We start from the raw sequence: 23,876 nt of genomic DNA on the forward strand, positions 1-23,876 counted from the left end.
AGCAACGCTGACATGCGCATTGGAACAGGTGTACGATCGGTCGCCGGGGTCGTTCCCGGTCGACTCTTCGCGGCTTGTCGCAAAGGAGGGCGGCCCGTACCCTTTGGAATTGCCCAGCAGCGAGACGGCGAAGCCTGGAGGGAGGGCCGAAGCGGGAAAAATCCCCCCAAAGCTCACCACCCTCCGTGGTGGGCACCGAACGCAGCGTTGCGTACCTTGCGCAGAGTGAGCACCATCCCGCCAGGCTTGCCTACTGCACCGCCGCGGCTCCGCCGGCCGCGATTGGGGAGGTTCCAGTGATCGCCATCGAGCTCATGGAGGCGGCGTCGTCCGGCGCCATCCACGCGCTCCACGCCCTGGCGTCGACTCCACTCGCCGAGCCCGCGCCCAAGGGCATCGACACCAGCGGGGTCGTCACGTTCTTCGCGAGCAAGATCGCCCCGATCCTGCTCGCCGTACTCGGCGTCATCTTCATCGGCCGGGCCAGCCGGGGCGAGATCTCCAAGGTGCTGACCAGTTCCGCGATCGCGATCGTCGGGCTGGCCTTCATCGCGGGGGCGGCCACGCTCTTCTTCGTCGGCGACTACCTGATCAACCTGATCTTCGAGTAGGCACGGGCAGAGATGCGGCTGCGGACCGACGACGACATCTACCGGGCCCGCCTGGTCTATCTCGGGCCGCCCGGCTACACCCTGCCCGTCCACCTGCCGTACGCCCAGTACGGCCTGTTCATGCTGCTCGTGCCCCTCTACATGTTCATCCACTGGCTGTTCACGCTGAAGGTCGAGCTGTTCCCGGCCTGGGAGATCGCGCTCGCCATCGTGAGCACCTCGTTCATCTTCCGGCACGTCGACCCGGACCGGCCCGCGCGCATGGTGATCCGCACCGCGCTGACCGACTGGCGACGGACCCGGGAGCCGGCCGCCGAGCTGCGCGATCCGCGCCTGGTGGCGAGCCGGATCAGGATCCGGGAGGAACTGGCATGACCGGGCGTACCCCGACCGGGCGGCAACGACGGCACTCGGGCGAGGCGATGGCATGAGTCGCTCTTCCACGCCGGGTTCCCCGGCCGGACGTCACGCCGCGCCGCACGGTAACCGTGCGCGTTCGTTCGACTACCCGTCGAGCGAGGAGCTGGACGAGGCCGCCGTCGATCCCGCGCTGGCCACCACGCCCGGGCACGGCCGGGTCGGGGTCTTCCAGGCACCGCGGCCCGCTCCCGGGCGCGGCGCACCGAACGCCGACGCCCCCGCCCCGGTGATCCCCGACGGCGCCGACATCGACTCCCCGTTCCTCGACCTGTTCGGGGGCGCCCACCCCGGCGCGTCCCGGCCGGCGCTGCCCGCGCCGCCGCGGCGGGAGCATCCCGCGATCCCGCACCAGCAGCCGCCGGCCGCGCAGCCGCCGGCCGTCGAGCGGCCCGCCCCGTCCGCGGCCCGGACCCGGGTCCCGCAGCAGGCGGGCGACCGGTTGCCGGTGGTGCGCCCGCCAGCCCAGCCGAAGCTGCCGCCCCCGCCGGTGATCCCCCCGCCCGCCGCCGACGACGACGAGACGTACGGCTGGCGCGACGTGGAGCCGCCCGCGTCCTGGGAGTCCGGACGGTCCCCCCGCCGGGATCCCGAGCCGGGCCGGGGGTCCGGGCGCCCCGCGCCCGGGGCCGCCGCGCAGCCCCCGGCGGCCCGCGAGGTCACGCCGCCGCGGCAGCGGACCGTCGACCGGCAGGAACGGCCGGTTAAGCCGGCGAAGTCGGCGAAGGCGGCGAAGGCGACGAAGCCCGCCAGGCCCGTGCGCCCGCCGAAGATCAAGTTCGGGGACCGGGACCCGTCGGTCGAGCTGGCCATCACCGAGATCGCCGGGCACCTCACCTTCACCCCGAACACCGTCACCGCCTGGTACTGGCTGCCGGAGGTGCGCTGGGCGTTCCGGCCGGACGCCGAGCGGGAGGCCCTGCTCTCCGCGATCTCCGAGCAGTACGCCGGCCTCGCCGGCTTCCGGCTGCACCTGCGCCGCACCACCCGGCCCTTCCCGGCCGACGAGTGGGCCCGCACCATCGACGCGCACACCCCGGCCCCGCTGCCCGACGTGGCGGGCACCCCCGGCTGGGGCGACCACCTGGTGGCCGCCCAGCGGCACCTGCTCTCGGTGAACCACGCGGAGGGGCAGACGTACCTCGGGGTCACCTTCGCCCGGCGCTCGCTCGGCGACACGCTCACCGAGCGGCTGCTGCGCACCTTCGGCCGGGGCGTCGCCGGGGGCGAGCGCCGCAAGCTCGGCCGTACCGTCGAGCAGTTCGACGAGGTGCTGGGCGCCTTCGGCATGCGCGGCCGGCGGGTGACCGCGCAGGAGTTGGAGTGGCTGCTGTACCGCTCCGTCGCGCTCTGCATGGCGCCGCCCGGCACCCTCTCGCCGGTCACCAACGGCCGGTGGGAGCGCGGCGACCTGCTCGCCCTCACCGAGCAGGTCGAGCGGTACCGCACCCCGTACGGGTCGACGGTCAAGCTGGTCAACCGGATGACCGGCGAGGAGCGGCACGTGGCCGTCCTCGCGGTCGGCCGCATGGAGCCGCTGGAGATCCCTGAACGGCACGAGCCGTGGCTGCACTTCCACGAGCGGCTGCCCTGGCCGATGGAGATCTCCACCCGGGTCGACATCCTCGGCTCCGGCGACTCCTTCCGGAACCTCGAGCACCGGCTGCGGATGATCCGCTCCCAGCAGCTCGACTACGCCGAGCACGGCATCGACGCCCCGCCGGAGCTGGAGCGGCTGGCCAAGCGGGCCCTGGTGATCGGCGACGAGATGACCACCGGGCTGCCGGTGGACTCCGCCCGCGCGCACGGCTGGCACCGGATCGCCGTCGGCGGCCGTACCCGGGAGGAGTGCCTGGAGCGGGCCCGGCGGCTGATCCAGCTCTACTCCCGCGAGCTGCGCATCTCGCTGCAGCACCCGAAGAACCAGGACTGGCTGGCCCGGGAGTTCATCCCCGGCGAGCCGGTCGCCAACACCGGCTACGTCCGGCGGATGCCCGTCCACCTGCTCGCCGCCGCGCTGCCACAGGCGGCGTCGACGGTCGGCGACCGCCGCGGTGACCTCATCGGGCGCACCGCCGGCACCTGCCGCCGGCCCGTCTTCCTCGACCTGCACTTCCCGATGGAGGTACGGGAGCGGTCCGGCCTGGCGGTCTTCGTCGCCGAGCCCGGCGGCGGCAAGTCCACCCTGCTGGGCGCGCTCGGCTACCTGGCCGCGCGACGCGGGGTGCAGGTGACCCTGCTCGACCCGTCCGGCCCGCTCGCCCGGCTGTGCGACATGCCGGAGCTGCGACCGTACGCGCGGGTGCTCAACCTGACCGGCTCGGAGCAGGGGACGCTGGCCCCGTACGCGCTGATCCCGACCCCGCTGCGCAGCGAGTTCGGCGCCGGCGCGGCGGGCGACCGGGAGTTCGAGATCGCGGTCTCCAACGCCCGGGCCGAGCGGCGGATGCTGGTCCAGGACATCTGCATGATGCTGGTGCCGCCGCAGGTCGCCCGGGAGGCGTCCACCGCGACCCTGTTCCGGCACGCCGTACGCCAGGTGCCGGCGGAGGAGACGTCCACCCTGGACGACGTGGTCGCCTGCCTCCAGGGGTTGGACGACGACGCCGGCAGGGAACTGGCCAACCTGCTGCTGGACACGGCCGAGATGCCGCTGGCGATGCTCTTCTTCGGCCGGCCGCCGGAGGGGCTGCTCGGCGCGGACGCGGCACTCACCGTGATCACCATGGCCGGCCTGCGGCTGCCCGACCTAAAGATCGAACGCGAGTACTGGTCGGCCGAGGAGGCCCTCGCGCTGCCCATGCTGCACACGGCCCACCGGCTCGCGGTGCGCCGCTGCTACGGCGGTTCGATGTCGTCGCGCAAGCTCGTCGGCCTGGACGAGGCGCACTTCATGGAGGGCTGGCGCTCCGGCCGGTCGTTCCTGGTCCGGCTCGCCCGCGACTCCCGCAAGTGGAACCTCGCCGCCCTCGTCGCCTCGCAGAACCCCCGCGACATCCTCGGCCTCGACGTGCAGAACCTGGTCTCCACCGTCTTCGTCGGCCGGATCGCCGAGGACAGCGAGATCGCCTCCGAGGCGCTACGGCTGCTCCGGGTACCGGTCGACGACGGGTACGAGGCCACGCTGGCCTCGCTGTCCATGGCGGACGCCACCTCCGCCACCCGGCTCGGTTTCCGCGAGTTCGTCATGCGGGACGTCGACGGACGGGTGCAGAAGGTCCGGGTCGACGTGTCGTACGTGGACGGACTGCTGGAGCATCTCGACACCACCCCCGCCGCGGTCGCCTCGGCCGCCGGGCAGCTGCCGACCATCCTGCCGGATCTGGAGGCGTGACATGGCGAGGGCCCGGGCACGGATAACGGCGTTCCTGCTCGCGCTCGGCGTACTCGCCGGGGCCACCGTCGCCTGGCCGGCGGTGGGCGGGGGGAGCGCGTACGCGGCGACGCCGGTGGCGCGGGTGCAGGCACGGGCGGATCTGTGCAGCACCCAGGAGTGGCAAGCCGACTTCCGCGCCTGCCTCAAGAAGCTAAAGGAGGTCAGCCAGAACGAAATCGCGTGCCGCAACGCGCCCGTCCCCGGCGCGCCCGATTCGGGCCTGGCTGGCTGGTTCGCCTCCCGCCCCGATTCAGCCAAGCTTCCAGGCCCCCAAGGGCTCTACAGCGACTACGGCTACGCCGGGTACAGCTACACAACGTATGACGTCGACGGCGGCTGCGCCTCGTCCGTGCTCCACCCGGACTACAAGTTCACCACCACAGTCGCCAATGGCGAGTTTATGTTTGCCAACGCCGTCATCGGTGCATCTAACGCCTTGCGCGAACGGGCCTGGGACCCTCGCTCGATGTGGGCTTGGGCAGACCCGCTTGTGGAGCAGGCCACCAAGGCCGTCTACCAGAAGGTGTTCAGCGTCTTCGGCATCATCACGCTCTGCGTGGTTGGTCTCTACCTGCTCTGGCGCTCCCGTCAGTCGGACATGAGCAACGCCATGACCACGGCAAGCTGGGCGTTGCTGGTAATGGTAGTGGTGACCGCCTTGGCCGCCTGGCCGGTAAAGTCGGCGAGCGTCGCCGACAACACCCTGATCACCACGCTCGGCGTGGTACACGACGCCGTCGGCCCGCAGTCCAAGGACATCCCGGCGGACAAGTGCCCATTGCCGAATCCGGACGCCTGCGTCGACAAACGGCCCCCCGCGGTACGGGCTAGCGACACCGCGACGGAGACGATGCTCTACCGGAACTGGCTGAGGGGCTTGCTCGGCTCGGCCGACAGTGAGACTGCCAAGAAGTACGGTCCCGCCCTCTACGATGCCAAGTCGCTTACCTGGGGAGAAGCACAATCGATCCGCGCCAACCCTGCAACTCGTGACGTGGTCATCAAGGCCAAGCAGCAGCAATGGATGACGGTCGCCCAGCAAATCAAGACCGAGGACCCAGAAGCGTACGAGTACCTCAAGGGCGTCCGTGACATGGACCGGATCGGGGCTGGGTTTATCGCGGTACTGGCCGCGCTGCTGTTCGCGATGTTTGATCTCACCGCTTCCCTGCTGGTCCTGCTGGGCTTCCTGATCTTCCGGTGGGCGGTGATCGCGGCACCGATTCTGGGCACGGTCGGCCTGCTGCGGCCGGCGAGCGCAGGGCTCCGGCGGCTCGCCAACGCCGTCGTCGCGGCGGTCTTCAACATCGCGATCTTCGGCACCGGCGCCGCCATCTACCTCTTCGCGGTCGACCTGATCATGAGCACCACCACCCTGCCCGGGTGGCTGCAGGTGGTGCTGGTTTGGCTGTGCGGAGTGGTCGGCTGGCTGCTGCTGCGCCCGTACCGGCGGATCACGCAGCTCGGTGGCAAGGACAGCAGCGAGGCGGTCAGCTCGGCCGGTTCGTGGCACCGCCGGTTCTTCCGCGACATGCGCACGGCCGCACGGCTCGACCTGGCCGAGCCCGGTGGCACCGCCGAGCCGGCCCTGAGCCGGCGCAGGGGCGCCACGCTGGCGCCGAGCAGCCTGCGGCCCGAAGCCCGGGGCGAGGATCCCAGCCAGTCCGGCGTAGCCGCCGCCCAGGCGAGCGAACGGCAGCGGCCCGACGGCCGGGAGCGTCCGGACGAGGCGACCGTGCCGGAGCAGAGCACGGCCGCACGTCCCACCGCGCCGAAGCCGCGTCGCCGCCAGCCGGCGACGTGGACCGAACCGGACGTACCCGAGGAGAGCCCCTCCTTCGTCATCTACCGCCCCGGCACGGCCGAGCCGGCGGCGCCTCGTCCCGCGGCGCCCCGGATCCGCACCGAGGCCCGGTGACAGGCGATGCGGCGGGCGGTGGAGTTCCTGGTCACCAGGTTGTTGCGGTCCCGGCTGGGCGTTGCCCTGGCGATCGCCGTCCTGGTGCTCGGCGTGATCGGCGCGGCCCGACTGGTCTCCGGCCCCGTGGACCCCGGGACCGGTCTGAGCAGCCGGCCGAGCCAGCCGATCACCACCGTCGACCCGGAGGCCGGTGACGACGGCGTGGTCGGCAGCACGGCGCCCCCGCCGCCCAGGACGCGGGCCGGCGCGCTGACGCCGGAGCAGACCGCCGACAGATTCACCGCCGCCTGGCTGGAAGGTCGCGGTGACAGCGCCGAGGAGTGGCACGCCAAGCTGCGACCGCTGTCCACGCCAGAGCTGACCGAGAAGCTGTCCGGCGCCGACCCGGCGGGCGTCCCGGCGCAGCGGACGACCGGTGAACCGAGCGTCCGCCCACGGACAGAGAAATTTGTCGAGGTGCTGATCCCGCTCGACTCGGGGCAGCTCCGCCTCGAACTCGTGGCCCCTGACGGGCAGTGGCTGGTCGACGCGGTGGACTGGGAGCGGACATGAGCAATCACGTACGGGAAGCGGGCGCTCCGCCCCGTCGCCGGCAGCTGCGCCTCGGTGCCCTGGCCACGGCGCTGACCGCCGCCCTGACCCTGCTCTGCTGCACCGGCGGCACGGCCGCGTTCTTCCTCACCGAGCTCAGCGGCGGGGCGGACGACCTGTCCCCCGAGTCCCGGTCCGCCTGCGGTACGAGACACGAGGTGAACATCACCGGAGCCATGCCGCGATTCGCCCAGTACGGCGACAGCCAGATCCGCAACGCCGCGGTGATCATCAAGGTCGGCTCGGACATGAAGGTCCCGCCCCGCGGCTGGGTGATCGCCGTCGCCACCGCCATGCAGGAGTCCGCCCTGCGCAACCTTCCCCACCTCGGGAGCCGCAACGACCACGACTCGGTCGGCCTGTTCCAGCAACGGCCGAGCCAGGGCTGGGGCTCGCCGGAGCAACTGCAGGACCCGGCCTACTCCTCACGGAAGTTCTACGAGAAGCTGGTCAAGGTCCCCGACTGGGAGCGGATGCCACTGACCAGGGCCGCCCAGCGGGTGCAGGTCAGCGCCTTCCCGGACGCCTACGCCAAGCACGAGGAGCTGGCCAGCAAGATCGTTGACGCGTTGGCCGGCGGGGCGGCGCGGACGGCGCAGATCTCCCAGCGCAGCATCTGCAACGCGGCCGCCCGGGGCGCGATCGCCGCCTCCGGTTGGACGGCACCGATTCCGGGCGGCGTCGGCTCCGGGTTCCGGACGGCGGAGCGGCCCAGTCACAACGGCGTGGACATCGCCGCGCCGAAGCACACGCTCATCCGCGCCGCGGCCACCGGCCGGGTGCTGGTCGCACGCTGCGACCCCGACCACAGTGGTCGGCTGAGCTGCGACGTGGACGGCTGGCCGAACAAGGGCGGATGCGGTTGGTTCGTCGACATGCTGCACGCTGGCGGATACATCACCCGGTACTGCCACATGATCGTCAAGCCGAGGGTCGTACCCGGTCAGCTCGTCGAGGCCGGCGAGGTGATCGGTGAGGTCGGGACGAGCGGCAACTCCTCCGGTCCGCACCTGCACTTCGAGGTGCACCGCGACGGGGACCGGTCCAGTCACGGCGCCATCGACCCGGTGCCGTTCATGCGCGACCGCGGCGCGCCGCTGAACGGCAAGGCGTGAGGCGTCCGGACGCATGACGGGGCCGCTTCCCGATCCCTTCGCGGACCAGCCCGACTGGGCGCCCCGCCCACCCCGCCCGATCGAGATCGTGCCCGCGGGCGGCCGGATCGAGCTGCGCGGGCGGCGGGTCCTGGTCGGGCTGCCCGGGTTCGGCTGGCGTGGCGACCTGCGAGCCGACGAGCGGGTCGTGCAGAACAGCCGCACGTACGTGCCCGTCATTTCGGAGCACGAGTGGTATCGGGCCGAATCCGAGCAGGTCGAAGTTTTCGCACCGCTCGTCCCGGTCGAACGGGTGTGGGTGGAGACGCTGGGTGACGCGCGTGACGTCAGCCCCGGCGGAGGGTCGAGCGTCAACCTGGTGTCCCTGGACGCGCCCACCCACCGGTCGCCGACGCCGGTGTTCGAGGCCGATGCCGTCACCGGCCGCCGGGTGGTGCACGTGACGGACTCCGGCGAGCAACGGGACCTGCGGGCCGTGACCGAGACCTACTCGGGCGCGGAGGGGGACATCTGCGTCCGGGTCACGCCGGAACTGGAGTGGTACCGGTGGGCCTGGCGTGGCCAGCCACCCACCACCCTGGAGGTTCCGGTCCACCTGCTCTGGATCGAGTGAGGCCTCAGCCCGCGCGCTTTCCTTCGCAGACCCGCCAGCCAGAACCCAACCGGGTCACGAAGTTCCAGCGCTGCCGGTCGCTTAGCGAAATGCCGTCGACGAAGGTGGAGATGATGAGGTCGACTTGAACCGTGGCGAGGTCGCCCTGCCTCTGCACATCAAGGCTTTCCCAGCTCGCCGAAATCGTTGACCCAAACCGCCTTTCGCGCGCGGCAAGATCCTCACGAAATAGCCGCAGATCACCAAGGTCAGTGTCGCTCTGGCAGGCGAACTCATCTGCCTTTGCGTCGTTGCGATCAACCAGGAAAGCTTGGAGGTAGTTAGCCACCACCACGTCGGGGGCGCTGCGGTCCGGGGTTGTCGCGCGGTTGTACAGGACGAACGCGGCGATGCCGCCGCCGAGAAGGAGCAGAGCGACCACACCGGCGACCACGGTGACGGCGGTCCGCAGCCGACGTGGCGGGCGGGCCGGCGCCGGTGCCGGCGGCGGGGGCGCCAACTGGTCCGGCGGCGGAGTCCGCTGCGCCGGCACGCGGGACACCTGGGAACCGGCGGGGGGATGCACTGATTCCACCCCCTGAGGCTATCGGCTGGACGCCGTTACCGTTCAGTGTGCTCTGGTGAGCACGTGATCGGTAGTCCTACCTTGCGGTGGGACGGTCCCGGTCTGACCCGCCGAGGCGATGCCGGGTTGACGCTTCGTAGCCACCTGCCCGCCGGGGCGGGTCTTACGGTCGGCTCCACGTCCTGCCACCGGGCCACTCCCGGCGGTTGTCTCGGTCGCGAATGCGGCCAGGTTACGGGCGGCGTTGAGGTCCCGGTCAAGGGTCAGGCCGCAGGTGGTGCAGGTGTAGGTGCGTTCGGACAGGGCCAGTTTGGTTTTCACCGTGCCGCAGCCGGAGCAGGTTTTCGATGACGGGTACCAGCGGTCGGCCACGATCAGCCGGCCGCCGTTCCATCCGGTCTTGTAGGCCAGTTGCCGTCGCAGTTCGTTGAAGCCGGCGTCGGCGATGTGTCGGGCCAACCGCCGGTTGCGGAGCATGCCGGTCACGTTGAGGTCTTCGACCACGACCGTGCCGTGCTCGACGGCGAGCCGGGTGGTGAGCTTGTGCAGGCCGTCGCGGCGCAGGTTCGCGACCCGGGCGTGCGCGCGGCCGAGCCGGTTCGCGGCCCGCTGCCACCGGTTCGACGGCCGCCGGCCGGTACACCGGTCGGGGCCGGTCCTACGCGACAAGACGCGGCCGAATGCGCGCAGGCGGCGCTGCGCGCCGGCCAGGTGACGCGGGTTGGGCACCAGTTCACCGGTGGACAGCACGGCGAGGTGTGCGACGCCGACGTCGACACCGACCACCGACATGGGCTCGGCCGGCACCCGGTCGGCGCATTCGACGTCCACGGTGAAGCAGACGTGCCAGCGCCGGCCGTCGCGGCGGACGGTCGCGGACATGATCCGGGCCGTGCCCGCTTCGAGGCGGCGGGCGAGTTTACGGGCCGACTCGTGCAGCTTCAACCGGGCCAGCCGGGGCAGGACCACGTGCATCCGGTCCGGGGCGACACGGATCGTGCCGGTGGTGAACCGCACCGACGGGGTGGTGCGGCGGCGGGACTTGAAGCGGGGAAATCCGACCGGCCGACCGGCCCGTTTACCGGTCCGGGAATCCGACCAGTTCTTCAGTGCACGGGCCAGGGCATCCAGGCCGGTGTTGAACGCTTCCTTCGAGCACTCGGCCCACCACGGCGCGACCTCGACCTTGGCGGCGTTCCACGCCTTCCGCAGCGCGGGAAGCGACCACGACACCGACGGCGTGAGCTGTTCGTCCGGCACGCCGTAGGTGCGTTCGGCGGCCCGCTGGTCCATGACCGCCTTGACCCGGGCAAGCGCCCAGTTGTGAGCGACCCGCGCCGCCCCGGCATGGGCGAGAATCGCCCGCTCCTGCCCAGGACTGAGGTCGAGAGCGAACCGGTACGCCTGAATCGTCTTCACACCGGGCCGTCCACCTCGGCCGGGTCAACCACCAGCAGACGCCGCCCCGCAGCCGCGAGAGCCGCTTCGACGTACTCGACCCCGAACCGGACGACCCGACCCCGACGCTCAACAACGATCGTCGACACGGTCGGATCGCGCAACAGAACCAGGAACTTCTCGCGGTGCCCGTCGAACGCCGACCCGACCTCCGTCACCACCCGCGACACCACCAGCCGCTGGCCCGTAGCCCACGTGACGACCCGAGCGACCTGCCGGTCCAGGTCAGCTTCCTGGCCTGCCGACGGGACGCAGGCATACACCACAACCTGCGCCGCATCAGCGACAGTACCGGTAACCGGCTGCCCAACCATGATCAGACGACCAGACGACCGAGCCGATACGTCGGAACGGGCAGCGTGCCGGACTCGTAACGCCGCCGCGCGGTCGCATACGAAATCCCGGTAGCCGCCGCCCACTCCTTCAAGTTCACACCGTCACCCTAGGCGACCATTGAGCACTAAAGGTAACTGACACGCCAGCAGTTAACTACCCCCTCATCGGGACGCTGATAAGGGCTGGAAGCGGCGCCGGGCGGACGGCGGGCGGACGGCGGGCGACGGGCCGGTGCCGGTAATCACCCGGCGCACCGCCGTGCCGCATCCCGCTGGACGGGCCGGACCTGGGATACCGTCACTGCTCGGGGAGGTTGCCAGCCTCGGGACGAGGGGGTGGACGCGGTGGCCGGTCCGAGGGGACGTACGAACCGCGCCGCTGCCCTGCACCGCCGGGCGGAGGCGACCGCCGCAGCAGCAGCCCACATTCTGGACGAGACCCGGCCCGCGCCCGCCGACCAGCGCCGCCAGTACGAGTTGGCGGATCGGCTGCGGTCGGCCGCCACGCTGCTGGCTCCGGGGTGGGCCGGGGCGCCACTGGAGACGGCCGCGGTCGAGGCTCCCGCTGGCGAGGGTCCGCCACCGTTCGTCCGGGTCGGCACGGCCGCGCCGCTGGAGGACGCGCGCTTTCCCGCGCTGATGCCCCTGCTCGGCACCGGGCACCTGGCGATCGACACCGACGCCCGCGATCCCCGGGTGGCCGGGCTGCTGCGGGCGATTCTCCTGCGTCTGCTCGCCGCGACGCCCACCGGCTGCCTGCTGATCCGCGCCGTGGACGCCATCCCGGCCGACGCCGCCACGGCCCCGGACGCGCGTACCGGCACGTTCGCGGCGTTCGCGGCGCTGGCCGACGCCGGCCTGCTGCCGCCACCCGCGCAGGACGTCGCGGAGCTGCGGGCCGTGCTCACCGAGGCGGAGCAGTGGGTGGCGCCGGGGACGGGCCGGCCGCGCCGCCACGACCGGACGCTGCTGCTGATGATCGCCGGGCTGCCGGAGCCGCTTGGGGCGAGCGACCTGAGGCGGATCGAGGCGCTGGCCGAGCAGGGGCCGGCCGCCGGGCTGCACCTCGTCGTCGCCGGCTGGCCCCCGGCCGGCCCGTACGCCACCCGTCCCGCGTTGCCGCTGGCCACCGCGCTGAGCCTGCGCAACGCGTACGCGCTGCTCGGCGACCCGCCCGGCACCTCGTTCGCCAGCCCCGGGACGGCACCGCCCCCGCGACCAGAGCACGCGGTGGCGGGTCCGCCGAGCAACGGCGGGCTGAACTCGCCCGTCTTCGTCGACGACGACCCGCCACCGGAGCTGGTGAACGTCGTCTGTCGGCGGCTCGCCGAGGAGGTCGAGGCGGGTTCCCGGCTCAGCCTGGCCGACCTGCTGCCCGATCCGGACGCACCGCTGTGGACGGCCAGCTCGGCGGAGGGGATCTCCACCACGGTCGGCGACGCCGGCGGCCGGCCGGTCCCCGTCGGCTTCACGGAGCTGACCCCGCACTGGCTGGTCAGCGGACGGTCCGGCGCGGGCCGGTCGGCGTTCCTCACCAACGTGCTGCTGGGCCTCACCGCCCGGTACGGCCCGGCCGAGCTGGCCCTGCACCTGGCCGACCTGGGCGACGGTGAGTCGTTCGCCGACTTCCTCCAGACCGCCCGGGACCGTTCCTGGGTGCCACAGGTGCGCTCGGCGGGGATGGCCGCCGACCGGGAGTACGTGCTGAACCTGCTCGACGAGCTGGCGGCGGAGGCTCGGCGCCGCGAGGAGGCCGGACAGCGGGCGGGCGGGCAGCGGTTCACTGCGCTGCGGGAGCACCAGGATCTGCCCCGGGTGGTCTGCGTGATCGACAATCTCGCGCTGCTCTTCGCCGAGCGGGACGGGGTGGCGAGCGACGCGGCGGCCCGCCTGGACGCCCTCGCCCGCACGGGCCGCGCGTACGGGATCCACCTGGTCCTGGCCGGCGAGGGTGACCTCGGTGTGGCCGGCGGCCCGACGACCCGCGACTCGATGCTCGGGCAGTTCCCGGTGCGGGTGGCACTGGCCGGCGGCCGCGCCGTGCTGCAACCGGGCAACGACGCCGCGGCCGGGCTGCCGGTGGGCAGCGCGGTGGTGAACACCGCGGGCGGGCTCGGCGGGCCTCGGGGCGCGACCCGGGGCCACGAGCGGACCGTCCGGTTCCCCGACCCCCATGGCAGCCCCGAAAGCATTCAGGAGCTTCGGCAACGGCTCTGGACGGCCCGCCCCGAGCGCTCCGCCCCGCCGGTGGTCTTCGCCGGCTGGGCGCGCCCGCGGCTGCGCAACGATCTCCGCTACCGGGCGGCCTTCGCCGGCCGGTCGAGTGGCCCGGCGGCCCTGCTCGGCCGGGCCGTGGACCTGCCCCGCTCGACGGTGGCGGTGCCGCTCGGCCCGGTCGCCGGCCGCAACCTGGCCGTCCTCGGCTCGACCGCGGCGGCGCCCGCCCTGCTGGCGACCGCGGTCCGCAGCGTCGCCGCGCACCATGCTCCGGGCACCGGGCGGTTCCTGGTGGCGGCGCTGGCCGCCGATGCGGCTCCGGCGGCCGGGGCGCTCGCCGCCGACCTCGCCGCACAGCACCGGGTGGACCGGGTCGACCTGCCGGGGCTGCTCGCGGCGCTCGACGGGGACGAACCGGGCTACCTGGTGGTCTTCGGGCTGGACGGTCCCGCGCCGGCTGACCTGCCCGCGGACCGGCTCCGGAGCCTGCTGCGGGAGGGCCCGCCCGCCGGCCGGCACCTGCTCGGCTGGTGGCGTACGGTGCCGCCGTTCGTGGCGGCGGTCAGCCAGCCTGGGGACGAGGTCGGCAAGCTCGCCGCCGTGGTGGCGGTCGACGTGCCGGGAACCCAGTTGGCGCCGCTGTTCGGGCACCCGGTGCAGTGGCGACCCCGACCGGGCCGGGCCATGCTCTGGGACGGCCCGGTCGAGTCGGGCATCCTCCTCGTGCCGTTCGCCGAGCCCGGGGAGGAAAACTCGTGAGCCCGGAGCAGGCTCGCACCGGCGCGCCGCCCGTGACCGGCCCGCTACGGCAGCGGGCCGCTGACCGCTCCGGCGCCGCGCCGTCCCTTCCCGCCGATGCCGGGGATCCGGGCGCCGGGGCCGCCACGAACGCCTCGGGTGGCGCCGGCCACCACGCCGCCGGAGGCAGCCCGGGCGCCGGGGCCGGCGTCGAGGCCGCCTGGACGGCGTACGTCGCCGCGGCCCGTCAACTCGACGGGGTGCGCCGGGGCGCCGCGGCCGCCGCCACGGAGCAGGCCCGGGCGGTCCAGGCCGCCCGCGAGGAGCTGACCACGGTACGCGAGCGACTCGCCCCGCAACGCTCCCGGCTGCATGAGCTGGGCGTACCGCCGATGGCGCTGGTGCCGACGCCGCCGGAGCTGACGGAGGCGGCCCGGGCCATGGTCGGCGGGCCGACCGCGGTGCTCGCGGCGTTGCGCGCGGCCCGGGGCTGGGCGGACGTGGCGGACGACGTGCTCACCGCGCGGCGCGGGCTCCGCCCGGGCAGTTGGCCGCCGCGGGCGCGCAACCTGCTCGTGTACGGGCCGCTGGCGCTGGTCGTGCCGCTGCTGCAGGTTGCGCTCCACGCGACGTTCGGCACCGGCCCGGCGAGCGTGGCCGCGTTGCTCTGCGGCCTGCCGATGCCGGCGGTCGCCTTCGTCGCCGGCTGGTGGGGCGTCGGCCGCCTGTTCGGCGGGGACTCCCGGGCGGGCGTCGACGGTCCGGCGCGGCCCGACCCGCCGCCCGGCTTCGGCACGGGCGGAGCAACCGGCACGGGCAGCCCACCCAGCACAGGCGGCCCAGCCGACGCGAGCGGCGCAACCGAGGCGAGCGGCGTACCTGAGGCGGACGGCGCCGTGGGCGGCGCACCCGAGGCCGGCGGTGCCGGTGTGGGCGGTTCAGCCGCGCTGAGCGGTGCCGGTGTGGGCGGTTCAGTCGCGGTGAGCGGTGCCGGTGTGGGCGGTTCAGTCGCGGTGAGCGGTGCCGGTGTGGGCGGCGCGGCTGGCGAGCCCGTGCCCGGTGCCGAGGGTCCGAAGGGTCGGGCGGCCTCGTCCGCCGGGACGCCGGATCAGATCGCACCCGGCCTGGCGGCACCGGCCGGCCGGCTGGACCGCACGCCCCGCTGGGGAGCGCTGGTGTGCCTCGTCCCGGCGGTGCTGGCCACGACCGGGATCCTGCTGTCGATGCTCGCCGGCTGACCCGCCGCGACCGGCCCGATGTGACGACGAGCGCGGGGGCGACCCCGCGCACCGACCACCGCCGGCCCCGGTCCGAAGACGGCGTCGCCGGGCCGGGCGGACGCCCGACCCGGCGACGCCGGGGAAGCTCCCGCGGTCAGCGGGGAATGATCAGGGCCATCGCCTCGGCGCGGGACTTGGCGTCGCCCTGGAGCGTGCCGCGTACCGCGGAGGTGATGGTCTTCGCGCCGGACTTCTGGATGCCGCGCATCGCCATGCACATGTGCTCGCACTCCAGCACCACCACGACGCCGCGCGGGGCAAGCCTGTCCATCAGCAGGTCGGCGATCTGCGACGTGAGCCGCTCCTGCACCTGGGGGCGGCGGGCGAAGACCTCGACCAGCCTGGCCAGCTTGGACAGCCCGGTGATCCGGCCGTCCGGCCCGGGGATGTAGCCGATGTGCGCGCTGCCCCGGAACGGGAGAAGGTGGTGCTCGCAGAGGCTCATCACGTCGATGTCCCGGACGAGCACCAACTCCTCGTGGTTGGCCTCGAAGGTGGTGCTGAGCACCTGCGCCGGGTCGACCCGCAGCCCGGCGAACAGCTCGGCGTACGCCCGGGCCACCCGGGACGGGGTCTTGACGAGCCCGTCGCGGTCCGGGTCCTCCCCGACCGCGATCAGGATCTCGCGGACCGCCTTCTCGATCCGGCCCAGGTCGACGGACTCCTCCACCGGCCGCCCGGTCAACCGGCCGTTGACCAGGCGCGCGGCGAGGTAGTCCAGTTCGTCGGTGTCGGGCTCGGTGGAGGAGGCGGCCAGCGCCGCCCCCTCCTGGCCGACTGTCGATTCGGTGCTCAGTGCGTACCGTCCGAGTTGTTGGGGCTGCCGCTGCTGACGGCCGCGCCGTCGGCCTGGGCCTGCGCCTTGAGTGCGTCCTTCTCCGCCGGCGTGAGCACCGGGGGCTCGGTGGACGGCTGGCGCTTGCCGAACCCGTTGTACGGGGCCATCGGCGGGCGCTTCACCACCCGGTCGCAGATGCGGGCCATGTCGGCGGTGGAGAGGGTCTCCTTCTCCATCAGCTCCAGGACGATGTTGTCCAGGACGTCCCGGTACTCGACCAGGATCTCCCAGGCCTCGTCGTGCGCCAGCTCGATGAGCGCCCGCATCTCCGCGTCGATCTCGGCGGCCACCGCGTCGGAGTAGTCCCGCTCGTGGCCCATGTTGCGGCCGAGGAACGGCTCGTCGCCGCTGGTGCCGTACTTGATCGCGCCGAGCTTGGAGCTCATGCCGTACTGGGTGATCATCGCGCGGGCCAACTGGGTGGCCTTCTCGATGTCGTTGCCGGCGCCGGTGGTCGGCTCGTGGAACACCAGCTCCTCGGCGGCCCGGCCGCCGAGCGCGTACGCCAGGGTGTCGACCATCTCCGCGCGGGTCTGGGTGTACTTGTCCTCGGTCGGCAGGACCAGGGTGTGGCCCAGCGAACGGCCGCGGGACAGGATCGTCACCTTGTGCACCGGCGCGGCGTGCGGCAGCGCCCAGGCGACCAGCGCGTGCCCACCCTCGTGGTACGCGGTGATCTTCTTCTCCTGGTCGCTCATCACCCGGGTCCGGCGCTGCGGACCGGCGATCACCCGGTCGATCGACTCCTCCAGGGAGTCGTTGGTGATCGCGCGCTGGTCCTTGCGGGCGGTCAGCAGCGCGGCCTCGTTGATCACGTTGGCCAGGTCGGCGCCGCTGAAGCCCGGGGTACGCCGGGCCACCGAGTCGAGGTCGACGTCGGGGGTGAACGGCTTGCCCTTGGCATGCACCCGCAGGATGGCCTTGCGGCCCTCCATGTCGGGGGCGTCCACCGGGATCTGCCGGTCGAACCGGCCCGGACGCAGCAGCGCCGGGTCGAGGATGTCCGGCCGGTTGGTGGCGGCGATCAGGATGACGCCGCCCTTGGTGTCGAAGCCGTCCATCTCGACGAGCAGCTGGTTGAGCGTCTGCTCGCGCTCGTCGTGACCGCCGCCCATGCCGGCACCGCGGTGGCGGCCGACGGCGTCGATCTCGTCGACGAAGACGATCGCCGGGGCGTTCGACTTGGCCTGCTCGAACAGGTCACGGACCCGGCTGGCGCCAACGCCGACGAACATCTCGACGAAGTCCGAGCCGGAGATCGAGTAGAACGGCACCCCGGCCTCGCCGGCGACGGCGCGCGCGAGCAGGGTCTTGCCCGTTCCGGGCGGGCCGAAGAGCAGCACGCCCTTCGGGATCTTGGCGCCCAGGGCCTGGTACTTCGCCGGGTTCTGCAGGAAGTCCTTGATCTCCTGCAGCTCCTCGACGGCCTCGTCCGCGCCCGCGACGTCCGCGAAGGTGGTCTTCGGCGTGTCCTTGGTGATCATCTTGGCCTTGGACTTGCCGAAGTTGAGCACCCGGGAGCCGCCGCCCTGCATCTGCGACATGAAGAACAGCAGCAGCAGCACGAGCAGCGCGATGGGCAGCAGGTTGACCAGCAGGCTCACCCAGACGCTGTCGCTCGACACCTTGGTGTCGGCCGGGCCGGTGATCCGGTTGGCCGCCTTGGCGGCGAGGACCTCGTTCCAGACCTGCTCGCCGGCCTGGTACGGGAACTGCGCCTCGATCCGGTCGGTGGTCGTGTCGTCGAACTTGGTCTTGCTCTCCAGGTCGAGCTGGAGCGTCTGCTCCTTGTCCTGGTAGATCGCCTTCTTGATCTTCGCGGTATGCAGTTGATCGAGCGCAACGGACGTGTCCACGCGGTGGTAGCTGGGACCAGCGGTGAACAGCTGACTGAGCACAACGGCGCCGAGGATGACCAGGATGATCCAGACCACCGGTCGGCGGAAGAAACGCGTACGTTCCATACTGTCGTCGGGCGAAGAGACGCCCGCATCCTCCTGATCGACGTCCTGACCGTCTTCAATGGCGTTTGCCGCCGTGGCGGCGGCCGGAGCCGCCGTGCGGGCCGGCCTCGACCCCGGGCGCGTCACTTCCGCGCCACGGTCATTCGACGGTACACCGTGTGCGCGAGATGTGAGCTTGCGAGCCCAGCAGTTACGCGTACGGCGAACCGGGACGGCCGGCGTGCCGGGAGCTCCGCGCCCGACCATCCGACCGCCCGGTCACGCGGTTCGAGGGGTCGGGCAGGGAGAAAGCCTCCACGTCACCGGCCCCTACCGTAGTCCCGTTGGCTGAGAGCGCGCTGAACGTCGGCTTGACGCGAGCCGGGCGTGGGCCGGGTGTGGGCCGGGCCGAGCGGGTCCGCGGCCGCGTCGGCCGTGCTCACGCCCGCGCGTAGACCTCCGGTTTGAGCACGCCGACGTAGGGCAGCTCGCGGTAACGCTCGCCGAAGTCGAGGCCGTAGCCGACGACGAACTCGGTCGGGATGTCGAACCCGACGTACTTCACCGGGACCGAAACCTTGACCGCGTCCGGCTTGCGGAACAGGGCGACGACCTCGACGCTGGCCGCCGACCGGGACTCCAGGTAGCGCAGCAGCCAGGACAGGGTCAGCCCGGAGTCGACGATGTCCTCGACGACGACCACGTGCCGGCCGGCGATGTCCCGGTCCAGGTCCTTCAGGATCCGCACCACACCCGAGGAGGTGGTGCCCTGGCCGTACGACGAGATGGCCATGAAGTCCAACTCGGCGGGCGGGCCCTGCCGCCCGAGCGCCCGGGCGAAGTCGGCCATGAACATGACCGCGCCCTTGAGCACGCAGACGAGCAGGAGGCCGTCCTCGACGTGCGCGTAGTCCGCGGACACCTGCTTGGCGAGTTCCGCGGTCTTGTCGCGGATCTGCGCCTCCGAAATGATCACGTGGTCGATGTCGGCGTCGTACCAGGAGCCGTCAGCCATAGCTCCTAGCCTGCCGTACGCCGGATGCCCCCCGTCGGCGGGGCCGCCCCTTTCGGCGCGTCCCCGCCCAGGATTTTCTAGTACGAAGGGAGCGAATCGGGTCAGCAGGTGCGGGACGCCCATCGCCGGCCCTCCTCGGTGGGCTTCCAGTCCGCCGAGTCCCTGGTGTCGGTGGCGAGGCCGGCCGCCGAGGCGACCGCGAGGATGAGCAGGAAGAGCAGGAGCAGCAGGAATTCCATGACGAGCTCGCTTTCGCGTGGCTTTGAATGGTTTTCGCCGCTGGTGCGCACCGGGCTGCACCCAGTCTGCGCGGCGCCCGAACCGGCGGACAGTGGCAGCAATGCCACGGGGCATCGATTTCCTGCCAATCGCCGGGTTACCCTCGTCACATGCTCCGCTCGGTCGCCGTCGTCGCGTTGGATCAGGTCGCCGCGTTCGAGCTGGGGGTGCTCGCGGAGGTGTTCGGCACGGACCGCACCGCCGACGGCTTCCCCGGTTACCAGTTCGCCGTCTGCACCGTCGACGGCGGCCCCGTGCAGACCGGCTCCGGGTTCCACCTCACCCCGCACGCGGGCCTCGGGCCGATCGAGGACGCCGACCTGGTGGCCGTGCCGGCCCACGGCAAGGACGGCGCCGCCGTTCCACCCCCGGTCCTGGACGCGCTGCGCCGGGCCGCCGCCCGGGGCGCATACGTCATGAGCGTCTGCTCCGGCGCGTTCGTGCTCGGCGAGGCCGGGCTACTCGACGACCGGGAGTGCACCACCCACTGGCGGCACGTCGACGAGTTGCAGCGCCGCAACCCCCGCGCGCGGGTGCGCTGCAACTCGCTCTACGTGGCCGACGGCCGGCTGCTCACCAGCGCGGGCACGGCGGCCGGCATCGACGCGTGCCTGCACCTCGTACGGCAGGAGCACGGCTCGGCCACCGCCACCCGGCTGGCCCGCCGGATGGTCGTGCCGCCGCACCGCGACGGCGGCCAGTCCCAGTACGTCGAGGCACCCATCCCGAAGGCCCCCGAGGCGCCGACGCTGGAGCCGGTCCTCGCCTGGCTGATGGGGCGGCTGGACCGGCCGGTGACCGTCGACGACCTGGCCGCCCGGGCCGGGATGTCCCCGCGCACCTTCGCCCGCCGGTTCCGGGCCGAGACCGGAACGACGCCGCACGACTGGCTGACCAGCCAGCGGGTGCTGCTGGCCCGGCGGCTGTTGGAGGAAACGGGGCTGAGCGTGGAGAGCGTCGCCGGGCGGGCCGGCTTCGGCGACGCGGCGGCGCTGCGGCACCACTTCACCCGCCGCGTCGGCACCACCCCGAACGCCTATCGAGCCACCTTCCGCGACCGCGTCGGAGCCCACTGATGCCGCGACCGTCCCTGCGAAGCCGGCCGCCACAGCGGCACGGCGGCACGACACCACAGCGCCACATCGGCACGACGCCACAACGGCACGGCGGCACGACACCACGGCACCACACCGCCATACCGCCATACCGCCACAGCGCCACGACGCCACAGCGGCACGACGCCACGACGCCACGGCACGCCGGCAGAAAGCGCTGGCACTCCGGCAGAAGGGCTGGCACTCCGGCAGAAGCGCTGGCACTCCGGCAGAAGCGCTGGCACTCCGGCAGAAGCGCTGGCACTCCGGCAGAAGCGCTGGCACGCCGGCAGAAGCGCTGGCACGCCGGCAGAAGGGCTGGCACGGCGGGAGCCGTGACGGGGACGGCCGGGTCAGCAGCCGACGGCGGCACCGTCCACCCGGGGCTCGGTGCCCGCCACGTAGCCGCCGGCCGGCGACCGCCACAGCGCCTGCCCGTACCCGAAGACCGCGGGCTCGTCGGCGACGGTGATCTCGTGCCCCCGGGCGCGCAACCCCGCGACCAGGCTGGGCTCGGCCGCCAGCTCCGGCTCGACGAGCAGCGACCGGCCGGCGTGCCAGTACCAGCGCGGGGCGCCCAGCGCGGCCTGCGGGTCGAGCCTTCCGTCGAGGGTCGCCGAGACCAGCTGGACGTGCCCCTGCGGCTGCATGTGCCCGCCCATCACCCCGAACGGACCGATCGGCTCGCCGTCCCTGGTCAGGAAGCCGGGGATGATCGTGTGGTACGGCCGCCTGGCCGGGCCGACCGCGTTGGGGTGACCGGGGTCGACCCGGAAGCCGAGGCCCCGGTTCTGCAGGGCGAAGCCGTGCCCGGGCACCACCACGTGCGAGCCGAACGCCAGGTACGTGGACTGGATCAGGCTCACCATCATCCCCCGGGCGTCGGCGGCGCAGAGGTAGACCGTGCCGCCGCGCTCCGGGTCGCCGGCCGTGGGGCTGCCGGCCCGATCACCGACCAGGGCCCGGCGGGTCTTCGCGTACGCCGGGGACAGCAGCGCCTCGGTGGGCACCCGCGCATGGTCCGGGTCCGCCACGTGGGCGTGCGCGTCGGCGAAGCCGAGCTTGACCGCCTCGATCTGCCAGTGCAGCCGTTCCTCGGGCGGGAGCGCGGCGAGGTCGACCCCGTCGAGGACGCCCAGCGCGAGCAGTGCGGCGAGCCCCTGCCCGTTCGGCGGCAGCTCCCACACCTCGTGCCCCCGGTAGCGGACGCTGACCGGGCGCACCCAGGTCGACCGGTGCCGGGCCAGGTCGTCGGCCGTGACGAGCCCGCTGGTGCGGGCCGCGTGCGCGGCCAGGGCCTCGGCGATCCGGCCCCGGTAGAAGTCCTCCCCACGCGTGGCGGCGATCCGGCGCAGGGTGGTGGCGGCGTCCGGGTTGCGCCAGCGCTCGCCGGGCCGGGGCGCCCGGCCGTCGATCGTGAACACCCGGCCGAATTCGGCGTACTCCGGCCCAGCGAGGCCGGCGTGCCCCGCCACCCCGCGCGCCCAGGTCGCCGCCGCGCCGGGGCTCACGGGGTGGCCGTGCTCGGCATAGCCGATCGCGTCGGCGAACAGGTCGGCGAACGGCAGGGAGCCGAACCGGTCGTGCAGGTCCCGCCAGCCGGCCGGGGCGCCGGGAACCGTGACCGGCAGCCAGCCCCGGGCCGGCATGGCCGGGCCGGCGGCCTGGTCGCCGCCGAGCGCGTCCACCGGCTCGGCGCCCTGGCCGCCGGTCGCGGCGAGCACCGCCTCGCGGGTGAGCGCCGCTGGGGACCGGCCGGAGGCGTTCAGCCCGTGCAGCCGCTCGCCGTCCCAGACGATGGCGAAGAGGTCGCCGCCGATGTCGTTCGACGGCGGTTGCACCACGGTCAGCGTGATAGCGGTGGCCAGCGCGGCGTCGACGGCGGTGCCGCCGCGCCGGAGCGCGGCCAGGCCGGCCGCGGCGGCCAGCGGGTGGCTCGTCGCCACCGCGCCGTTCGGGGCGTGGAGCGGCTGTCGGGGGTACGCCATCCGCCATGTCTACCGCGCCGGGCGCGGCGGCGGGAGCCCGCGCCGGCAGGCGCTCCACCATGTCGCCGACATAGCGCATTGCGGGGCCAGGGAGGCCGCCATGTCGGCGATGTGGCGGTATCCCAGTACCGGGGACCCCGTCATGTCGGCGACATGGCCGGGCCCCGCCAACCGCGCTACCGCCCGCCGTCGACCACCAGCCGGCCGGCGCGGCGGACAACCTGGATCCCGCCGGGAAGGTGGGCGGGCCCCTGCCCGCGCCAGCCGGTGACCAGCGCGTCGAGTGCGGCGACGTGCCGGTGTGACAGCGCGGCCGGCGACGCGCCAAGTTCCCGGGCCCAGGCGTGCAGCACCCGGGTCCGGACCGCGGGCACCAACCCGGCCAGCGCCGCGACCGACAGCCCGCCGCCGCCGGCCCGCACTCCGGCTGGAGGCTCGCTCCGCACCGTGAGCGCCGCCACCGACACCTCGTCGGCCCCCGCCCGCACCCCGACTGGAGGCTCGCTCCGCACCGTGAGCGCCACCGCCGACACCTCGTCGGCCCCCGCCCGCACCCCGACTGGAGGCTCGCTCCGCACCGTGAGCGCCACCGCCGACACCCCGTCGACCCCGGCCCCCACCCCGGCCGGCCGCTCGCCCTCGGCGGCTGGCGGCGGAACGGCGGCCGGCGGCGGAACGGGGGCCGGCGGCGGAACGGGGGCCGGCGGCGGAACGGCGGCCGGGCCAGCCGCGAGGGCGGCGGCGGCCAGGTCGTCGAGGGCGGCGGTGTCGGCGGCCACCAGCCGGGCGGTGCGCGCCAGGTTGTCCACCACCGCGGGACCGAGCGCCCGGATCAGCGCGGGCAGCAGCTCCGCCCGGACCCGGGCGCGGGCGTACGAGGGGTCGGTGTTGTGCGGGTCCTCCCATGGCGTCAGCCCGAGCGCCGCGCACGCCTTGCGGGTCTGCTCCCGGCCGACGTCGAGCAGGGGCCGCAGCAGCGGCACGCCGGACAGGTCCCGCCGGGGCGGCATCCCGGCCAGCCCGCGCGGGCCGGCGCCCCGGGCGAGCGCGAGCAGGACGGTCTCCGCCTGGTCGTCGCGGGTGTGCCCGGTGAGCAGGGCGGCGGCGCCGTGCCGCCGGGCCGCCTCGACCAGCGCCTGGTAGCGCGCCTGGCGGGCGGCCGCCTCCGGGCCGCCCGGGCGGCCGGCGACCTCGACCCGTACCGCCTCCGCCGGCGCGAACCCGGCGCCGGCGGCCCAGGCCGCGACGTCGGCGGCCCGCCGGTCGGAGCCGGCCTGGAGGCCGTGGTCGACGGTGATCAGCCCGGCCCGCCGGCCGAGCCGGGGCGCCACGAACGCGGTGGCGGCGGCCAGGGCGAGCGAGTCGGCCCCGCCCGAGCAGGCGACGAGCACCGGGCCGTCCCCGGTCAGCCCGGTGAGCGCCCGGCGGACGGCGGCCCGCAGCGCGGCGACCGGCGGGGAGAGCGCGGCCATCGGCGTACGG

The 23,876-nt window shown here is 73.5% G+C and carries 16 protein-coding genes and 4 pseudogenes; 10 read left to right on the plus strand and 10 right to left on the minus strand.

The genetic code is table 11. The features are described 5' to 3' along the window. Nucleotides 1–296: 296 nt before the first annotated feature. The 7 genes from ABGB16_RS05215 to ABGB16_RS05245 are packed head-to-tail and all read left to right on the plus strand — an operon-like array spanning nucleotide 297 to nucleotide 8,644. Nucleotides 297–611 (plus strand): hypothetical protein, encoded by a 315-nt coding sequence (locus tag ABGB16_RS05215; protein ID WP_347666804.1) that lies wholly within the window; start codon nucleotides 297–299, stop codon nucleotides 609–611. Between the two features lie 12 nt (nucleotides 612–623). Further along, nucleotides 624–986 (plus strand): hypothetical protein, encoded by a 363-nt coding sequence (locus ABGB16_RS05220; protein WP_347666805.1) that lies wholly within the window; start codon nucleotides 624–626, stop codon nucleotides 984–986. Between the two features lie 52 nt (nucleotides 987–1,038). Next, on the plus strand, nucleotides 1,039–4,362 hold the full coding sequence (locus ABGB16_RS05225; RefSeq protein ID WP_347666806.1) for an ATP-binding protein: 3,324 nt from the start codon (nucleotides 1,039–1,041) through the stop codon (nucleotides 4,360–4,362). Between the two features lies 1 nt (nucleotide 4,363). Next, a complete protein-coding gene (locus ABGB16_RS05230) occupies nucleotides 4,364–6,322 on the plus strand; it encodes an MFS transporter (protein ID WP_347666807.1) in 1,959 nt (652 codons plus the stop codon). Between the two features lie 6 nt (nucleotides 6,323–6,328). Then, on the plus strand, nucleotides 6,329–6,877 hold the full coding sequence (locus ABGB16_RS05235; RefSeq protein ID WP_347666808.1) for a hypothetical protein: 549 nt from the start codon (nucleotides 6,329–6,331) through the stop codon (nucleotides 6,875–6,877). After that, the gene (locus tag ABGB16_RS05240) at nucleotides 6,874–8,031 is read left to right on the plus strand and encodes a M23 family metallopeptidase (RefSeq protein ID WP_347666809.1); all 1,158 of its coding nucleotides are present in this window, start codon (nucleotides 6,874–6,876) and stop codon (nucleotides 8,029–8,031) included. The genes ABGB16_RS05235 and ABGB16_RS05240 overlap by 4 nt, the downstream gene beginning before the upstream one ends. Nucleotides 8,032–8,044: 13 nt before the next feature. After that, nucleotides 8,045–8,644: a hypothetical protein gene (locus ABGB16_RS05245; protein WP_347666810.1), complete on the plus strand. Its 600-nt coding sequence runs from the start codon at nucleotides 8,045–8,047 to the stop codon at nucleotides 8,642–8,644. A gap of 4 nt (nucleotides 8,645–8,648) precedes the next feature. Here ABGB16_RS05245 and ABGB16_RS05250 read toward each other — a convergent pair whose 3' ends face one another. The 3 genes and pseudogenes from ABGB16_RS05250 to ABGB16_RS05260 form a co-directional block, all read right to left on the minus strand. Beyond that, nucleotides 8,649–9,209 carry a hypothetical protein gene (locus ABGB16_RS05250; RefSeq protein WP_347666891.1) on the minus strand — a complete coding sequence of 187 codons (561 nt, stop codon included), beginning with the start codon at nucleotides 9,207–9,209 and terminating at the stop codon, nucleotides 8,649–8,651. Nucleotides 9,210–9,251: 42 nt separating this feature from the next. Next, nucleotides 9,252–10,628 carry an IS607 family element RNA-guided endonuclease TnpB gene (tnpB, locus tag ABGB16_RS05255; protein WP_347666811.1) on the minus strand — a complete coding sequence of 459 codons (1,377 nt, stop codon included), beginning with the start codon at nucleotides 10,626–10,628 and terminating at the stop codon, nucleotides 9,252–9,254. An 8-nt stretch (nucleotides 10,629–10,636) separates the two neighbouring features. After that, nucleotides 10,637–11,100: pseudogene (locus ABGB16_RS05260) on the minus strand (IS607 family transposase); the annotation flags it as partial. Nucleotides 11,101–11,338: 238 nt separating this feature from the next. On the opposite strand from ABGB16_RS05260, the gene ABGB16_RS05265 reads away from it, so the two are divergent. Next, nucleotides 11,339–13,978, plus strand: a complete 2,640-nt coding sequence (locus tag ABGB16_RS05265; RefSeq protein WP_347666812.1) for an FtsK/SpoIIIE domain-containing protein — start codon at nucleotides 11,339–11,341, stop codon at nucleotides 13,976–13,978. 197 nt (nucleotides 13,979–14,175) lie between these two features. Then, nucleotides 14,176–14,685, plus strand: a pseudogene (locus ABGB16_RS05270) (hypothetical protein); the annotation flags it as partial. Nucleotides 14,686–15,331: 646 nt separating this feature from the next. On the opposite strand, the gene folE reads toward ABGB16_RS05270, so the two are convergent. The 4 genes from folE to ABGB16_RS05290 form a co-directional block, all read right to left on the minus strand. Next, nucleotides 15,332–15,994, minus strand: a complete 663-nt coding sequence (gene folE, locus ABGB16_RS05275; RefSeq protein WP_347666892.1) for a GTP cyclohydrolase I FolE — start codon at nucleotides 15,992–15,994, stop codon at nucleotides 15,332–15,334. A 35-nt stretch (nucleotides 15,995–16,029) separates the two neighbouring features. Continuing rightward, nucleotides 16,030–18,039, minus strand: a complete 2,010-nt coding sequence (gene ftsH, locus ABGB16_RS05280; protein WP_347666813.1) for an ATP-dependent zinc metalloprotease FtsH — start codon at nucleotides 18,037–18,039, stop codon at nucleotides 16,030–16,032. 418 nt (nucleotides 18,040–18,457) lie between these two features. Continuing rightward, complete coding sequence (hpt, locus tag ABGB16_RS05285; RefSeq protein ID WP_347666814.1) at nucleotides 18,458–19,033, minus strand: hypoxanthine phosphoribosyltransferase; 576 nt, start codon at nucleotides 19,031–19,033, stop codon at nucleotides 18,458–18,460. 101 nt (nucleotides 19,034–19,134) lie between these two features. After that, nucleotides 19,135–19,272: a hypothetical protein gene (locus ABGB16_RS05290; RefSeq protein WP_347666815.1), complete on the minus strand. Its 138-nt coding sequence runs from the start codon at nucleotides 19,270–19,272 to the stop codon at nucleotides 19,135–19,137. Nucleotides 19,273–19,422: 150 nt separating this feature from the next. Here ABGB16_RS05290 and ABGB16_RS05295 point away from each other — a divergent pair, with 150 nt between their 5' ends. Continuing rightward, entirely contained in the window at nucleotides 19,423–20,388 is a 966-nt protein-coding gene (locus ABGB16_RS05295) for a helix-turn-helix domain-containing protein (protein WP_347666816.1), read from the plus strand. 371 nt (nucleotides 20,389–20,759) lie between these two features. Here ABGB16_RS05295 and ABGB16_RS05300 read toward each other — a convergent pair whose 3' ends face one another. The 3 genes and pseudogenes from ABGB16_RS05300 to tilS all read right to left on the minus strand — a co-directional run. Further along, nucleotides 20,760–22,394, minus strand: coding sequence for a gamma-glutamyltransferase family protein (locus tag ABGB16_RS05300; protein ID WP_347666817.1), 1,635 nt, complete (start codon nucleotides 22,392–22,394; stop codon nucleotides 20,760–20,762). A 176-nt stretch (nucleotides 22,395–22,570) separates the two neighbouring features. Then, nucleotides 22,571–22,819: pseudogene (locus ABGB16_RS05305) on the minus strand (TilS substrate-binding domain-containing protein); the annotation flags it as partial. Between the two features lie 474 nt (nucleotides 22,820–23,293). Continuing rightward, a pseudogene (gene tilS, locus ABGB16_RS05310) lies at nucleotides 23,294–23,866 on the minus strand (tRNA lysidine(34) synthetase TilS); the annotation flags it as partial. Nucleotides 23,867–23,876: the final 10 nt, after the last annotated feature.

The organism is Micromonospora sp. B11E3 (assembly GCF_039871625.1).
In the GTDB taxonomy this organism is placed as follows: domain Bacteria; phylum Actinomycetota; class Actinomycetes; order Mycobacteriales; family Micromonosporaceae; genus Micromonospora.

Excerpts from the sequence above, each read along its gene's own strand:
- ABGB16_RS05300 (WP_347666817.1), bottom strand. The coding sequence starts at position 22,394 with ATGGCGTACCCCCGACAGCCGCTCCACGCCCCGAACGGCGCGGTGGCG.
- ABGB16_RS05230 (WP_347666807.1), top strand. The coding sequence starts at position 4,364 with ATGGCGAGGGCCCGGGCACGGATAACGGCGTTCCTGCTCGCGCTCGGC.
- ABGB16_RS05225 (WP_347666806.1), top strand. The coding sequence starts at position 1,039 with ATGAGTCGCTCTTCCACGCCGGGTTCCCCGGCCGGACGTCACGCCGCG.
- hpt (WP_347666814.1), bottom strand. The coding sequence starts at position 19,033 with ATGGCTGACGGCTCCTGGTACGACGCCGACATCGACCACGTGATCATT.
- ABGB16_RS05295 (WP_347666816.1), top strand. The coding sequence starts at position 19,423 with ATGCTCCGCTCGGTCGCCGTCGTCGCGTTGGATCAGGTCGCCGCGTTC.
- ABGB16_RS05290 (WP_347666815.1), bottom strand. The coding sequence starts at position 19,272 with ATGGAATTCCTGCTGCTCCTGCTCTTCCTGCTCATCCTCGCGGTCGCC.
- ABGB16_RS05245 (WP_347666810.1), top strand. The coding sequence starts at position 8,045 with ATGACGGGGCCGCTTCCCGATCCCTTCGCGGACCAGCCCGACTGGGCG.
- ABGB16_RS05235 (WP_347666808.1), top strand. The coding sequence starts at position 6,329 with ATGCGGCGGGCGGTGGAGTTCCTGGTCACCAGGTTGTTGCGGTCCCGG.
- ABGB16_RS05240 (WP_347666809.1), top strand. The coding sequence starts at position 6,874 with ATGAGCAATCACGTACGGGAAGCGGGCGCTCCGCCCCGTCGCCGGCAG.
- ftsH (WP_347666813.1), bottom strand. The coding sequence starts at position 18,039 with ATGGAACGTACGCGTTTCTTCCGCCGACCGGTGGTCTGGATCATCCTG.
- ABGB16_RS05220 (WP_347666805.1), top strand. The coding sequence starts at position 624 with ATGCGGCTGCGGACCGACGACGACATCTACCGGGCCCGCCTGGTCTAT.